Genomic DNA, 14,846 nt, shown 5'->3' with positions numbered 1-14,846 from the left:
AAGTACGGTTCGGCCACTGCCATTGCTACCTCATAACCGGTAAGCAGGCGACTTACCCGATGGGTAACGCGGATAGCGCTCAAGACAGGCTGTTTTATACGATGGCGGTAAAGCAACTTAGCTGAAATTGGCTGTTTCCGGCCGCCGGGGTGGTCGCCGCATGCCTGGGAATTGCCTTTGCAGAATAGCGCATGGGAAGGTTAATAATAAGAGTAAAGAAACTGTGTATCGCAGCAGGATAGAAAGCCCCCGTAACATGAACAAGGGCTTGGTCAGCGGCGGATTAACGCCGGGCTAATATATCACATCGCCGCCCGAGTAGCTCAGGCTATAAATTAACCGCAGGTTACCCAACGTAACGGTTTCGGTGCCGTTAAACTTATTAATGGTACCAAAAAAACGATTGTTATAGATCATTTTGCCATCCTGGAATTCGGATGGGCCCCGGATAGGCTGTTCAAGCGTCGACCTTGCCAGGTTTTGCCTGACAAACGCATAGATTTTCCTGACAGAATCGTCTGAATCCTCATGATTGATTACCCCGCCTTCGTATGTCATGATCCAAATGGGCTTATTATCTTTAAGTATTAAAATTTTGCCATTTAACGAGCGGTAACCTACATAATAATTCCGATAAATAAAATTATCACTGCAATGCTCGATTACTTTCATGTCACCGCTAAGGGTGTCCCTGATAAGGATATTATCAGGAAATTTATAGAGGAACTTATTTGCTTCGACTAAAAATTTAATCATTATATTTGTACAAGTCCTTGGAAAAGAGGGCGCGTTATAATAAATTCGCTACCTTGGCATTATATTAAGAAAAAGATCAAAATATTTGCCCATCAACCCAAAGAGCACCTCACAACGCCAGACTAGCATCATATTATTTGTCTTAGCAAGGCATTATATTTGTTAAATCGTCTATTTAAATATAGCTTTTACCAAATCGCAACGCATGCCAATAATTAATATACATATTATTTATTTATTTTATGTTTTTACCAGAAAAAGCAAGAGGATCTAAATGAAGGGAAAGCGGCATTTTGCCGAATAAACGCATGTCCGCAGAATGTCATGACGAAGAAAGTAGGGAACGGTAAGGATAATCGCCTTTTGCTGGTTAGTCATAAGAAACCCGGCCTGAAGGCCGGGCGAAGTATTTATCTCATTACAGGAAAACCATCATTAAAATGTCTGCCAATGCTCATCCTGGCTGGAGGGCGTCTTGCGGCCGGCAATGGCCTGCGGCGCTTTGCCTGCCGGCACCGGCCGGCCCGGAGCGGAGATACCGGCCTGTTTTAACTTGAACACTGAAACCATCTCGGTCAGATGACGCGCCTGTTCTTCAAGCGAGGCGGCCGCGGCCGCCGATTCCTGTACCAGCGCCGAGTTTTGCTGGGTGACGCTGTCCATTTCAGTTACCGCCTGGCCGATTTGCTGAATGCCTTTGCTTTGCTCATCCGAAGCCGAGGCGATTTCGCTCATGATATCGGTCACATGGGTGATGGCCTTTACGATATCCTCCATGGTTTCGCCTGCGTGCGCCACCTGGGTTGAACCGACGTTAACCCGTTCCACCGATTCGTTAATCAGGGTCTCGATTTCTTTCGCCGCTTCGCCGCTGCGTTTGGCCAGGTTGCGTACTTCACTGGCCACCACGGCGAATCCCCTGCCCTGTTCGCCGGCGCGGGCTGCTTCCACCGCGGCGTTCAGCGCCAGGATATTGGTCTGGAAGGCGATACTGTTAATCACGCCGATAATATCCACTATGCGCCGCGAACTGGAGGCGATACTGCCCATGGTGGCGACCACTTCCTGCACGCTGGCGCCGCCTTTCCTGGCGGTTTGCGAGGCCGATTCCGCCAGTTTGCTGGCCTGGTGCGCATTGCCGGTATTTTGCTGCACTGTCGAGTTGAGTTCCTCCATACTGGCCGCCGTTTGCTCCAACGCGGAGGCCTGCTGTTCGGTACGGGACGACAGATCGGTATTCCCCATGGAGATCTCGCTTGATCCCTGGTAAATCGCTTCGGCGCTGGCCCTGATGCTGGTCACCGTGGTGACCCAGCTGTTTTGCATTTCCAGCAGGAACGGAATTAACTGGCCAACGCAGTTGCGCCCGAAATTCTTGATCTCGACATCAAGCCGCCCGGCCGCCAGTTCGGTGAAATAGTATTTTATGGTGTCGAGGGGTTTGACCAGATAACGCACCAGGTAACGATCGGTAATCACCATAAGGAGAATTCCCGCCAGTAGCGCGCCCATTAGCGTGCGCTGACACCAGGAGACCAGCAGGTTTATGCGGATACTCGAATCCGCCTTGATTTTTTCTATCGAGGCATTATATGAATGCATAGCGGTAGTGAACTGTTTGCGCAATGTCAGATACGGGTCGGCGAGCTGACGCTCGGCATCGTCCAGCCGTCCGGTTTGCACCGCCAGGGCGAGCGGCTGAATGCCCTTGGTAAACAAATCGAAGGATGAGTTATAGATGTTATCTACCAGTGCCGGTTCCAGCAGCCCATGATCCATGACTTTAAACTGTTTTAATCCCGCATCGATGGCGTTCATCTCTTCCGAGACCGCAGCCATTTCATCGTCAAAAGCCTGCTTATTGCCGGCCTTGGCCTGCTTGGCGGCCCGCTCCAGCGTGGTGACCGCGCGGTAGTAGTGATCGTTGGCGCCGTTGATGACGTCACCGTTAACCTGTTGATTATCGCTAAGCTTCAGGGTTTCATTAACTTGATTTAAGGAAAATAGCGTAAACGTCGATACCGCTGCCCAGAGCAACGAAAAAATAATGAGGATGAAGACCAATACCCACCTGATTTTAAAATTTTTCAATATATTCATTTACTTTTCCTTTCGTGCTCTCTTTGTTATTCCTTGCCCGGGCATCCTCTTGACGGTTGCCTTGGCATGTCGGCTTATCTCTTGGCGCCGGTAAATCAGGTTCTGGACGGGGCCTTATGAAAATATGCCTTCTGTTAATGGCAATACCCTAATCATCGGCAAAAGCAGGCCAAGGTTTATAGTGCGGAGAATATTTATCCGCATTATTAATCAACGGCGTTAAAATTGGGTTTAAGGTAAAGATAAAAGTATTGCCATAGCCGTCAGGATGGCCGTTTAGGCGCGCAAAGCGTACATGTACTGTATGAAGGTATTATTAGACATCGAACTATATACCATCTTTGATAAGGCGTTCCCATCCTGATAGTGACCTAAGGAAGTATATTTTAAGGCATTGTAATTAGAGGTAAAAAATGACGTTACTTTTGGCATCACGCTTGTTTATTGAGAACAGTTATTTATATATTGACTCTATTACCCTGCGCGGCATACCGCGTTTAACATGATATAGGCTAAAATACAGGCCGTCATTTTCGTACCATGCTGAAATGGCTAAATGAAAAAACATGACTGTGTACAAAAACCTATTATATATCACTTATTAATATTCCATCGGTTCAAGAGGAAAGTATGCTCAGCGTTAATGCCAACGATAAATCATATTGCAATAATATAACATATAGCGAGATACCGGAAAAAAATCGCACAGACGTTAGTTTATATGATCATAAAAAATTTACCGAAAACATTAATTTTATTAAAGAAATTTATCGAGCTAAGTATCAGCCAACAACCAATATCACACCTCATGCATTCGTGAGTGATTACCTGACCGTATGTGTCGATGCATCGTCTGACTCGCCCCCCTGCCTGCCGGCGCGCAATCATGAGATAAGGCCAAGTCCCGATACCTGCCAGCGTAATTTATTCAGGTTCATGCTAAATACCTGGTTTCAGTGGTACGAAGCAGACGTTGAGGCAAACATTAAGATAAAACTTACCCAATGCATGCGTTTATTTTTGCATGAATATGAGAACTATCACTATTCTGGCACGCCGTTGTCCGACCATGCCATGCTGGAACAGACCTTCGTCCTGCCGGAGGAATTAAAATGTATCCTGCCGCCGGGAGTATTTGTGGAAAAAATCATATTGGAAACGATGATTTATTTACTTTCGCAAGAGAAAACGGATTTTTTTTGTACCCCGACCCTACTTTATGGACATCAGGCGAATAGAATCAATAACCACTTTCCTCTTTATTTAAGGGAGGATACGCAGAAGCGTTTTCACATTGCCCGTGTCAGGATGGAAACACTCGCTATAGGCCATTATCTGATGATGCCTTTATTATCTATGCAAAGAGGAGAAGATGGTATTTTATCCCAGGGTGATCATTTCAGCGCTATTTTAGTGGAAAAAAAATCAAGGGGTTTTGTTTTTAATATCTTCGACAGTTACGACTCAGGAGAGGAGAATGAAGATAAAGAAAAATTATTAGACGCTCTTATTGACGAATCAAGTGATAACGAAATTCGCTATTTTGGCCAGCAGTTTCAATTTAATAATGATTGTAGTATTCATACGTATAATTTTCTCAGATTATGCACTCTGGCGCCGTCCGCCGCATTATCTGAACAGCATCAAATTCGTCAGATGACCGAACGCTATATACTCAATATCAAATCATTGCAGCAACTGCTCGGGAGAGATGACAACGCAACAAGCCAGATGTTACGTACGTTTTTTGTTCTGGACGGGATTAAAAGCGGTTATACGCAGGGGATGACCCATGATTTCGAACTGCTGGGCAAGATCTATGATGTGCAGGAAGGCGGCGCCGTTGCCGGCAACGCCACCCGTCCCCCCGGCTTTTGGCAACGATTGCGCCGTAACCCATCATTGACCTTGAGGCCCTGGAAGCGGTGCGGCAAAAATAGCACATCGCCGGCGTGACATTAATTAGCGCCGGGCAGGGACCGGCGGAACGCCGCCGCATCCCTGGCCAGCGCGTCAATATGGGTGCCTAATATTTTGATTTTGTGGATTAACGGATTGCGATCGGGCGAGCTGTCCAGGTTGTTGAGCTGGCTTATCAGTAGCGCATTTTGTTCACGCAACTTTGCTTCGCGCCGCAGGCTCAAATCCAGTTGTTGCTGCAAAGTCTGATGGTCCAGCTGCCACAGTTTATGGTGGCGGCCAAAGCTTTGCTCCAGCTCCGTCAACGCATCGTTTAACCGTGTTTCGAACTCTTGCAACAACATAATCGTTCCTTAAAAATGACCTTTGGCGAAGTATAATCACTGTCGGCATAGCCAACAAATGCATTAGTGCCCGCCTTTTTTCACCGGCTAAATGCTTACCAAAACGTCCTGGGAAGCAGGCCGGAAACCGCTTGCGGCATCAGATTTTTACCGCGCGCAACACCACGAATTTTGGATTCGAACCAAGTGTAGTGCAGTTGCCGAATAACTGTTTGATCTGATGATAATAATCTAAGTGTCGGTTGGCAACGACGCGTAATTCCCCCCCGACGCGCAGGGTGCGCTTCGCATCCCGGAACATTTCCCTGGCGATGTGATCGGTTATCGCCTGCTGCTGGTGGAACGGCGGGTTGCATAACACCGCCTGCACGCTGCCGGCGTCATAACCCGCCAGCGAATTTTCCACGCTGAACCGGCAGCGCGCCATATCCTGGGGGCGGTTAATCTCTATATTAATCCGGCTCGATGCGACCGCCATATAGGATTCATCGACAAAATGCACTTCGGACCCGGGATTTTGTCCCAGGGCGGTTAAACCCAGCACGCCGTTGCCGCAGCCCAGATCGACCAGGGTGCCGTCGAGCCCTTTGGGCAGATGGTGCATAAAGAACCGGGCGCCGATATCAAGCGACGCGCGGGAAAACACATTGGCATGATTATGGATCTGGTATCCGCTCTCCTCAAGGGTCCAGACGCAGCGCCGATCGGGACTGTCCGCCGCTGGCGCGGTCACCTGGCTGAAAATCAGCCGGGCTTTCTTTTTGGCCAGGGACGTGCGCGTGGGCCCGAGGATATCGCTAAACCGTTGCAGGGTGGAGTTATGGATATCCTTAACCTTTCCCGCCGCGATAACCTGCGTGGCGGCGGTGGCCACCCGGCGCAGGGCATAGAGCTGATACTCCAGCAGCGCCAGGGTCTTGGGAATTTTCATCACCACCAGGCCGGGGGCGTCCGGCAGCGGGGACAGGCTGTCCAGAAAATGGATTTCACCGTCGTCGCCGGGATTTTGCCGGTCATTATGCCGGGTCGCCAACTGGCTGAGGTAGGAGTCGCCGCTGCTATAGGGCGAGAGGGCGCGCAGCGCGCAGGCCAGCGCGCCGAAGCTGTCGTTGAGAATCAGCGTCGGCCCGGCGACGGCGCCCAGGGTGGCGATATGGGCCAGCAGGTATTCGTCCGCCGCATCCCAGGCCTGTAAATTGTCATCGGCCGCGCCGGGCGGATATCTGTCAAGCTCCAGCGTGCCGGAAGCATAGTCAAAGCGGCTCATAGGCCTTTCCTGAAACAGTCAAATTGGGGTGTTTATCCCTGAAAACGCCACCGCAGTAAACTCTTTTTTCATCCGCCGGGCAAAAACCGCGCCGATCGGGGCGATTTAACGCCGGACGGGCGGGGTTAACCTGCCCGCAGGGATGTTTTCCTTCTACTATTAGCGTGCTAATCTGATGCTTCGTTTACCACTGCGCAGGATAATGATTCAGTATGATTCGCTTCGCTGTGATAGGTACTAATTGGATTACCCGGCAATTTATCGATGCCGCCCATGAGAGCGGCAAGCTTAAACTGACGGCCATCTATTCCCGCACCCTCCCACAGGCGCAAATACTTGGGATCGATTATCCGGTCCAGTACTATTTCGACTCGCTGGAGGCCCTGGCGCAATCCGATGCCGTAGACGCAGTGTACATCGCCAGCCCCAACGCCATGCACTGCTCCCAGGCGTTGTTGCTCCTGGGCAATAAAAAACATGTGATCTGCGAGAAGCCGCTGGCCTCCAACCTGCGCGAGGTGGAAGACATGATTGCCTGCGCACGCGCCAATGGCGTCGTGCTGTTCGAGGCGTTTAAAACCGCCAGCCTGCCTAATTTTCATGCTTTGCAACAAGCGCTGCCGCGCGTGGGCAAATTGCGCAAGGTGTTGCTTAACTATTGCCAATATTCCTCGCGCTACCCGAAATATCTGGCCGGTGAACAGCCCAATACCTTTAATCCGGCATTTTCCAACGGCTCCATCATGGATATCGGCTTCTATATGCTGGCGAGCGCTGTGGCGCTGTGGGGCGAGCCGCTGCGCCTGTACGCCACCGCCTCGTTGCTGGCCAGCGGCGTTGACGGCCACGGCACGGTGTGCCTGGATTATGGCGATTTTGACGTGACGCTTAGCCATTCAAAGGTCAGCCAGACCGCGTTGCCAAGCGAAATCCAGGGGGAAGACGGGTCCATGGTGATTGAAAAAATGTCCGAATGCCAGCAGATCACCTGGGTGCCGCGCAGCGGCAATAAGCAGGATCTTACCCAGCCGCAGCATATCAATACCATGCTCTACGAAGCGGAACATTTTGCCGCGCTGGTGGAAAACAACGAGGTGGAGCACGCCGGTCTGGCGCATGCGCGCGCCACCGCCGCCCTGTTAACCGAAATCCGCCGCCAGACCGGCGTGGTATTTCCCGCCGATAATCCCACGGCTAGCAGCCATGCCGTTGACGCACGCGCCGGCGGCCTGGCGATAAACGCCCGGGATGGGGGGACGGTGGCATGACGACCGCGGCCAAACCCATTCTGATCCTGCAAACCGGCGACGCGCCGCCGGATGTGATCGCGGCTAACGGCAATTACGACACGATGTTCCTGCAGGCGACCGACCTGGACCCACGGCAGGTGTGGATTGTCCACCTGCCGGGCGGCGAACGGCCCGACACGCCCGATGCCTATTGCGGCGTGCTGATTACCGGGTCGGCGGCCATGGTGACCGAACGGCTGGCCTGGAGCGAATTCGCCGCCGCGTGGCTGCGCCGGGCGATGGCGGCCGGGATACCGATTTTCGGCGTCTGCTACGGCCACCAGCTGCTGGCCTACGCGCTGGGGGGCGAGGTGGACTATCTTGCCGACGGCATGGAGGTGGGCACCCAGGCGATCGAAGTATTGCCCGCCGCCGCCAACGACCCGTTGATCGCCCGGCTGCCGGAGCGGTTCCAGGCCAATCTGATCCATTCGCAGACCGTGATCACGCCGCCCGCGGGCGCCACCGTGCTGGCCCGATCGGCGCGCGATCCCCACCAGATCCTGCGCTATCGCCATAATGTGATCACCACCCAGTTCCATCCGGAGTTTTCCGCCGCGGTGATGCATGATTTTTTAGCGGGCATGACGGCCGAGGAGCCGATGCGCGGACCGGAGCTGGCGCAAATCGGCCGCGGGATCGCCGATACGCCCGACAGCGAGGCCCTGATGGCGGCGTTTGTCCGGCAATGCCTGCGGGCGGGATAACGCGGCGCGTCCGGGGTAGCGCGAGGTTAACCGGACGGGAGATTGACTGTCGCAAATTTTTACATTAATGTTGCGCCTAGCAAAGGGGAGTAACTTCTTCGTCGGTTTGTCGTCAATACGATGCCAACGCATCCGGCTACCGGGCAATCAGGACAGCGGAATCAATCCTGTCCTGCGTTGTAAGTGAGACCTTGCCGGAAGGCGAGGTATGTTTGCATCCTGGATCAGGAAAAAACGGCTGCGTCTTCCGACGTTAGCCGTTTTTTTTTGAGGATATCCCTGATGAATACCGTTGGCACACCTTTGCTGTGGGGCGTTTTTTCCGTGGTGGTCGTTATCATGCTGGCCATCGACCTGCTGCTCCAGGGCAAAACCATGACGTTGAAACGCGCCGCCTGCTGGTCCGTGGTGTGGGTCTCCCTATCCCTGCTGTTTAACGCCGCCTTTTGGTGGTATCTCGCCACTACCCAGGGGCGCGCCGTGGCCGACCCGCAGGCGCTGGCATTCCTTACCGGTTACCTGATTGAAAAAGCGCTGGCGGTGGATAATGTCTTTGTCTGGCTAATGCTGTTCGGTTATTTCGCCATACCGGCGCAGCTGCAACGGCGGGTACTGGTCTACGGGGTATTGGGCGCCATCGTACTGCGCACCCTGATGATCTTTGGCGGCAGCTGGCTGGTGACCCGGTTCGACTGGCTGCTGTATATTTTCGGCGCCTTCCTGCTGTTTACCGGGATTAAAATGGCCTGGTCAAAAGAGGATGACGCCGCGCTTGACCAAAAACCGCTGGTACGCTGGCTGCGCGGCCATTTGCGCATGACCGGTGAAATCCACGGCGAGCGCTTTTTTGTCCGCCAAAACGGCGTACTGTTCGCCACGCCGCTGATCCTGGTGCTGATCCTGGTGGAATTCAGCGACGTCATTTTCGCCGTCGACAGTATTCCGGCTATTTTTGCCGTCACCACCGATCCCTTTATCGTCCTGACCTCCAATCTGTTCGCTATTCTGGGCCTGCGCGCCATGTATTTTATGCTGGCGGGCGTGGCCGAACGCTTCTCGCTGCTGAAATATGGCCTGGCGCTGATCCTGGTCTTTATCGGCGCCAAGATGCTGATCGTGGATATTATCCATATTCCCGTGGCGATATCCCTGGGCGTGGTGGCCTCTATTCTGGCAGCCACCCTGCTGATTAACGCCTGGGTTAACCAGCGTAAAGGGGGTTAACGCGTCGAGACGGCTTTATGTTCCGCGGCGAACGGGTCGATGCCGCGTAATTGCATACGGCGAAAGCGCACGATATTAATGCCGTTGACAATCAAAAAGCTGCCTTCGATAAGCGAGCCGCCGATAGAGCCAAGCCAGATATTATGGGTGACCCAGCCGGCGGTGGAACACCACATCACGCAGCGGGTGGTCAGCCCGCGGGTGCGGAACAGCGCCCAGGTGCTGATAACCGTACCGATAATGGGCAGCAGCTCCACGGCGTGCTTGACCTCGGAGAGCCCGAGCGCCAGGGTGAGGATAATGAATGCAAACATCACCAGAATGCTGCGGGTACGTGTTGAGATCACCGTACGCAGCGCATTCAGCACCGCGCTCATGCCCGCGGCGTTGGCGCCCATCAGGAAAAAATGGCAACCGATGATAAAGCTGTAAAGCGCGAGCTGCAGTTTGAACTTGCGATCGTCACGTTTGATAAACATGGTGATGCCGACAAAAAATGCCAACACCCCCACGCCCTGAGCGACCCAGTAAAGGCTCATGGCACGGCATTCCTGTAATTTGGGGAAAGAATAAAATGAAAACGGCGCTTCATAATTATGAAACGCCGTTCTTATAGTAAGGATTCAGGCCGGTTTTTACAACGTTACGCCGCTTTTAAATATGGCCAGTTCCCGGAAATCATTCACTTCGTTGCGCGTGTGCTTGCCATTGGCAATGGCGACGATTAAATCGACGAACTCCGCCAGCACCTGATCCATCGCGACGCCGTGAATCAACCGGCCGGCGTCGAAATCAATCCAATGAGGCTTTTTCGCCGCCAGTTCGCTGTTGGTGGCAAGCTTCACCGTCGGCACAAAACCGCCGTAAGGCGTGCCGCGCCCGGTGCTGAACAGCACCATATGGCATCCCGCGCCCGCCAGGGCGCTGGTGGCCACCGCGTCGTTGCCCGGCGCGCTGACCAGGTTGAGGCCCGGCACATGCAGGCGCTCCCCGTATTTCAGCACGTCCATCACCTTGCTCTGGCCGGCTTTTTGCGTACAGCCGAGGGATTTCTCCTCCAGGGTGGTAATGCCGCCGGCCTTATTCCCCGGCGATGGGTTTTCATAAATCGGCTGTTGATGGGCGATAAAATATTGTTTGAAATCATTGACCATATGCACGGTCTTTTCAAACGTCGCCTCGTCCCGGCAGCGGCTCATCAAAATACGCTCGGCGCCGAACATTTCCGGTACTTCGGTTAATACCGAGGTGCCGCCGTTGGCGATGACATAATCCGAGAAGCGTCCCAGCAGCGGATTGGCGGTAATGCCGGACAACCCGTCCGAACCGCCGCATTCGAGGCCGAATTTCAGCTCGCTGAGTTTGCCCGGCTGGCGCTTATCCTCGCGCATCGCCAGGTAAAGCGCGCGCAGGCACTCCAGCCCCGCCTCCACTTCATCATCCTGCTGCTGGCAGACCATAAAGGTCACCCGCTGCGGATCATACTCGCCAAGCGTGGTGCGGAACACGTCGACCTGATTGTTTTCGCAGCCCAGGCCAATCACCAGCACCGCGCCGGCGTTGGGATGGCGCACCATGTTTTGCAGCATGGTGCGGGTGTTTTCATGATCCTGCCCCAGCTGCGAGCAGCCGAACGGATGGGTAAACAGATGAACGCCGTCGATATCCTCGGCGCCAAAGGTCTCCTTCAAAAAACGCTGCTGGATCTGTTTGGCGATGCCGTTGACGCAGCCGACGGTCGGCAGGATCCACAGCTCGTTGCGGATGCCCACCTCGCCGTTGGCGCGGCGGTATATCTGAATCTCACGATCGGGCATCTGCGCCGGCAGGGTTTTGAAATCCGGCAGGTACTGATATTCATCCAGGTCGCTAAGATTGGTCTTGGCATTTTGCGAATGAATGTGCTGGCCGGGAGCGATGGGGCTCAGCGCATGGCCGATGGGCAGACCATATTTAACGATCATTTCGCCCTCGCCTATGGGCGCCAGGGCAAACTTATGGCCCCGGGCGATAGGCTGGGGCAGCGTGATGGTCACGCCCCCGATTTCCACCGTTTCATTCGTGTCGAGGTCTTGCAGGGCGACCGCCACATTGTCTGAGGAATGAATTTTAATAATATTCATGAATTAACCTTTTTGCTTTCAGCAATAGGCTGAAACGGCAGTGCGCATGCCTTGGTCGATAATGGCCTGCAACTGCTGTTCAACCTGTTTCGCCAGGCCGGGAACCTTGAGCAGATCCTGTTCCCAATGCTCTGTATCGCCCAACACGTCATTTACTAAGGTGCTTAACGCCACCTCGCCTTTGTCCACGCCGCTCCAAAGCGATTTGAAACGGGTAATCCATTTTTCATCATCCTGCATCGGGTAGCTTTCGCCGTTGCGTTCTCCGCGGTAAAACGCGATCAGCGCCGCCAGGGCGAAGGTCAGCCGGGCCGGAAGCTCGCCGTGTTTTTCACGATAGGACAACAGCTGCGGCAGGATGCGGGTACGGAATTTGGTCATGCCGTTCAGGGAGATGGACAATAACTGATGCTGGATAAAGGGGTTGCGGAAACGGCTTAGCACCGCCTGCGCAAACGAGGTCAGTTCATCATGGGGCAGATCCAGCACCGGCACGATTTCTTCGGCGATGGTTTTTTCCACATAAGCGCTGATCAGTTTATCGTTCATCGATTCGCCGACGGTGTCCAGGCCGGACAGGAACGCTACCGGCACCAGCGCGGTGTGCGCGCCGTTAAGGATGGCGACCTTGCGTTCTTTGTAGGGCTTGATGTCGTCGACGATGCGCACGTTCAGGTCCATCTGGTCCAGGCGCAGTTCCTTGGCCAGCCACTGCGGTCCCTGGATAACAAACAGATAAAAATACTCGGCGGTATCAAGGAAGGTGTCCTGGTAGCCCAGTTCGGCCTGCAGTTCTTCCACTTCGCCACGCGGGTAACCGGTCACGATACGGTCGACCAGGGTGGAGCAAAAGGTGTTGTGTTCATTGAGCCAGGTGGTGAACCCGGCCGGCAGCGCCCATTGTTGGGCGTAACGCAGCACCAGCTCTTTCAGCGCGTCGCCGTTATAGTCGATCAGTTCGCACGGCACCAGCACCCAGCCTTTATCGGCGGCGCCGTCAAAATGGCTGAAACGTTCGAACAGCAGTCGGGTCAGCTTGGCGGGATAGCTGGCGGGCGGCGTATCGGTCAGCTTGTCCCCGGCCTGGTAGCTGATGCCGGCCTCGGTGGTGTTGGAAAAGACGAAACGGATATTGGCGTCGTGCGCCAGGGCCAGGTAATCGTCGAATTCATGATAGATATTGATTTCACGGTTAACCGAGCGGATAAGCCTGGGCTCGCGCACCGCTTCGCCCTGTTCATTCAGGCCGCGGATAACGGTGGTGTACAGGCCGTCCTGGGTGCTGAGCGACGGCGGGAAATCCGTATTGATTGGACGGATGATAACGATGCCGGCGTCCAGATCGGTATGTTCATTAAGCAGATCCAACTGCCAGTCGATAAAAGCGCGTAAAAAATTTCCCTCGCCGAACTGGATGACACGCGTGGTGTACTGGGGTCCGGGAAAGTTTTGACGATTCAGCGTTTGCATGCGAAATTTACCTTAAAAATTACCCGGCTGCGGATAATAAAAAATAGCGTTTTAACCGGGCGAGCCTAAGGCCCGCCCCCAGAATCAAAGCTCAATGGCGAAGTAGTTTTTCGCGTTATCAAAGCAGATATTTTTCACCATTTCGCCCAGCAGGTTGATATCCGCCGGCGCTTCGCCCGCTTCCACCCAGTGGCCCAGCATGCGGCACAGGATGCGGCGGAAATACTCGTGGCGGGTATAGGACAGGAAGCTGCGGCTATCGGTTTGCATGCCGACAAAGCGGCTCAGCAGACCCAGGTTGGCCAACTGCAGCATCTGGCGTTCCATACCGTCTTTCTGGTCGTTAAACCACCAGCCCGGGCCGAACTGCATTTTGCCTGGCATGCCTTCACCCTGGAAGTTGCCGATCATGGTGCCGATAATTTCGTTATCCGACGGGTTCAGGCAATACAGGATGGTTTTCGGCAGGGCGTTGTTACGGGCCTGCGCATCCAGCAGGCGGGACAGCGCCATGGCGACCGGCTGGTCATTGATGGAGTCGAAGCCGGTATCCGGGCCGAGCTGTTTCAGCATGCGGGTATTATTGTTGCGCAGCGCGCCGATATGGTATTGCTGGGTCCAGCCGCGGCGGGTGTATTCACTGCCCAGGAATATCAGCACCGCGGTGCGGAACTGGGCGATTTCGTCCTTGGAGGGCAGCTTGCCGTCCAGACGGCGGGCCAGGATGCCGTTCAGGGTGTTTTCGTCCGCTTCGCCGTAAACCACCACGTCCAGCGCATGGTCGGAGACCTTACAGCCATGGGCGGCAAAATGGTCCAGACGTTTTTTCAGCGCGTCGGTCAAGGTGCTGAAGCTGGTGATGGCGGTGTCGGCAGCGGCTTCCAGCAGCTTCATATAATCGTTAAAGCCTTCCGCTTCTATATTAAAGGCTTTATCCGGGCGCCAGCTCGGCAGCACTTTGATATTGAAGCTGGCGTCTTCGGCCACCGCCTTGTGGTGAACCAGGGAATCCACCGGATCATCGGTGGTGCCGGCCAGCTTCACGTTCATCTGTTTCATGATGCCGCGGGCGGAGAAATTGTCCTGGGCCAGCATTTCGTTGCCGCGATCCCAGATTTCCCGCGCGGTGGCGGGGCTCAGCAGTTTATCGGTGATGCCGAACGGACGGCGCAGTTCCAGGTGGGTCCAATGGAACAGCGGATTGCCGATGGTATGGGGAACCGTCTTGGCCCAGGCTTCGAATTTTTCATAGTCCCCGGCGTCGCCGGTGCAAAAACGCTCGGCCACGCCGTTGGTGCGCATGGCGCGCCATTTATAGTGATCGCCTTTCAGCCAGATATCGTACAAATTCTTGAAACGGTAATCTTCCGCAATCTGTACCGGCGGCAAATGGCAATGGAAGTCATAAATCGGCTGGTCCACGGCATAATCATGATACAAACGGCGAGCGAATTCGCTATCCAACAAAAAATCTTCAGTCAAAAACTGGGACATTTCAGGCTCCTCACCTTCATTTCTTTGAGTTATGTTTCTTAAATGTTGAAAGGTGTTATACCAATTTAGCAGGAAAATGCAGATCCTGCCGGTGCTGATATACCATTTCCTGCCAAATTCAACAAAAACTCAACATATATAGGTCAGCCACA

At 53.9% G+C, this 14,846-nt stretch carries 11 protein-coding genes and 1 pseudogene; 4 read left to right on the top strand and 8 right to left on the bottom strand.

Annotation, left to right across the window (positions count from 1 at the left end; all coding sequences use genetic code 11):
• Positions 1-294 precede the first annotated feature (294 nt).
• Together ACL2XG_RS19430 and ACL2XG_RS19425 are read right to left on the bottom strand one after the other, a co-directional pair.
• Entirely contained in the window at positions 295-756 is a 462-nt protein-coding gene (locus ACL2XG_RS19430) for a DUF5680 domain-containing protein (protein WP_413723561.1), read from the bottom strand.
• A gap of 435 nt (positions 757-1,191) precedes the next feature.
• On the bottom strand, positions 1,192-2,856 hold the full coding sequence (locus ACL2XG_RS19425; RefSeq protein ID WP_413721512.1) for a methyl-accepting chemotaxis protein: 1,665 nt from the start codon (positions 2,854-2,856) through the stop codon (positions 1,192-1,194).
• A 630-nt stretch (positions 2,857-3,486) separates the two neighbouring features.
• Here ACL2XG_RS19425 and ACL2XG_RS19420 point away from each other — a divergent pair.
• Positions 3,487-4,812, top strand: a complete 1,326-nt coding sequence (locus tag ACL2XG_RS19420) for a hypothetical protein (protein ID WP_413721513.1) — start codon at positions 3,487-3,489, stop codon at positions 4,810-4,812.
• 2 nt (positions 4,813-4,814) lie between these two features.
• Here ACL2XG_RS19420 and ACL2XG_RS19415 read toward each other — a convergent pair whose 3' ends face one another.
• Complete coding sequence (locus tag ACL2XG_RS19415) at positions 4,815-5,120, bottom strand: MbeD/MobD family mobilization/exclusion protein (RefSeq protein ID WP_410013400.1); 306 nt, start codon at positions 5,118-5,120, stop codon at positions 4,815-4,817.
• A gap of 139 nt (positions 5,121-5,259) precedes the next feature.
• Entirely contained in the window at positions 5,260-6,387 is a 1,128-nt protein-coding gene (gene rlmG / locus ACL2XG_RS19410) for a 23S rRNA (guanine(1835)-N(2))-methyltransferase RlmG (protein WP_413721514.1), read from the bottom strand.
• Positions 6,388-6,599: 212 nt separating this feature from the next.
• Between rlmG and ACL2XG_RS19405 the strand changes: the two are divergent.
• From ACL2XG_RS19405 to ACL2XG_RS19395, 3 genes and pseudogenes are all read left to right on the top strand, one after another.
• Positions 6,600-7,574: pseudogene (locus ACL2XG_RS19405) on the top strand (Gfo/Idh/MocA family protein); the annotation flags it as partial.
• A 77-nt stretch (positions 7,575-7,651) separates the two neighbouring features.
• A complete protein-coding gene (locus ACL2XG_RS19400) occupies positions 7,652-8,383 on the top strand; it encodes a glutamine amidotransferase (RefSeq protein WP_410013398.1) in 732 nt (243 codons plus the stop codon).
• Between the two features lie 282 nt (positions 8,384-8,665).
• Positions 8,666-9,607 (top strand): TerC family protein, encoded by a 942-nt coding sequence (locus ACL2XG_RS19395; protein ID WP_413721515.1) that lies wholly within the window; start codon positions 8,666-8,668, stop codon positions 9,605-9,607.
• On the opposite strand, the gene ACL2XG_RS19390 is transcribed toward ACL2XG_RS19395, so the two are convergent.
• From ACL2XG_RS19390 to uxaC, 4 genes are all read right to left on the bottom strand, one after another.
• A complete protein-coding gene (locus ACL2XG_RS19390) occupies positions 9,604-10,146 on the bottom strand; it encodes a YgjV family protein (protein ID WP_410013396.1) in 543 nt (180 codons plus the stop codon). The genes ACL2XG_RS19395 and ACL2XG_RS19390 overlap by 4 nt on opposite strands.
• Before the next feature lie 96 nt (positions 10,147-10,242).
• Positions 10,243-11,730, bottom strand: a complete 1,488-nt coding sequence (locus ACL2XG_RS19385; protein ID WP_410013395.1) for a UxaA family hydrolase — start codon at positions 11,728-11,730, stop codon at positions 10,243-10,245.
• A gap of 18 nt (positions 11,731-11,748) precedes the next feature.
• Entirely contained in the window at positions 11,749-13,200 is a 1,452-nt protein-coding gene (locus ACL2XG_RS19380; RefSeq protein WP_410013394.1) for a tagaturonate reductase, read from the bottom strand.
• A gap of 84 nt (positions 13,201-13,284) precedes the next feature.
• Positions 13,285-14,694, bottom strand: a complete 1,410-nt coding sequence (gene uxaC / locus ACL2XG_RS19375) for a glucuronate isomerase (RefSeq protein ID WP_410013393.1) — start codon at positions 14,692-14,694, stop codon at positions 13,285-13,287.
• Between the last annotated feature and the right edge of the window lie 152 nt (positions 14,695-14,846).

It is taken from the genome of Sodalis sp. RH24 (genome assembly GCF_047324145.1).
Classification (GTDB): domain Bacteria; phylum Pseudomonadota; class Gammaproteobacteria; order Enterobacterales; family Enterobacteriaceae; genus Acerihabitans.
The sequence above is the reverse complement of the archived record's forward strand: the minus strand, read 5'-3'. Positions and strand labels throughout refer to the sequence as shown.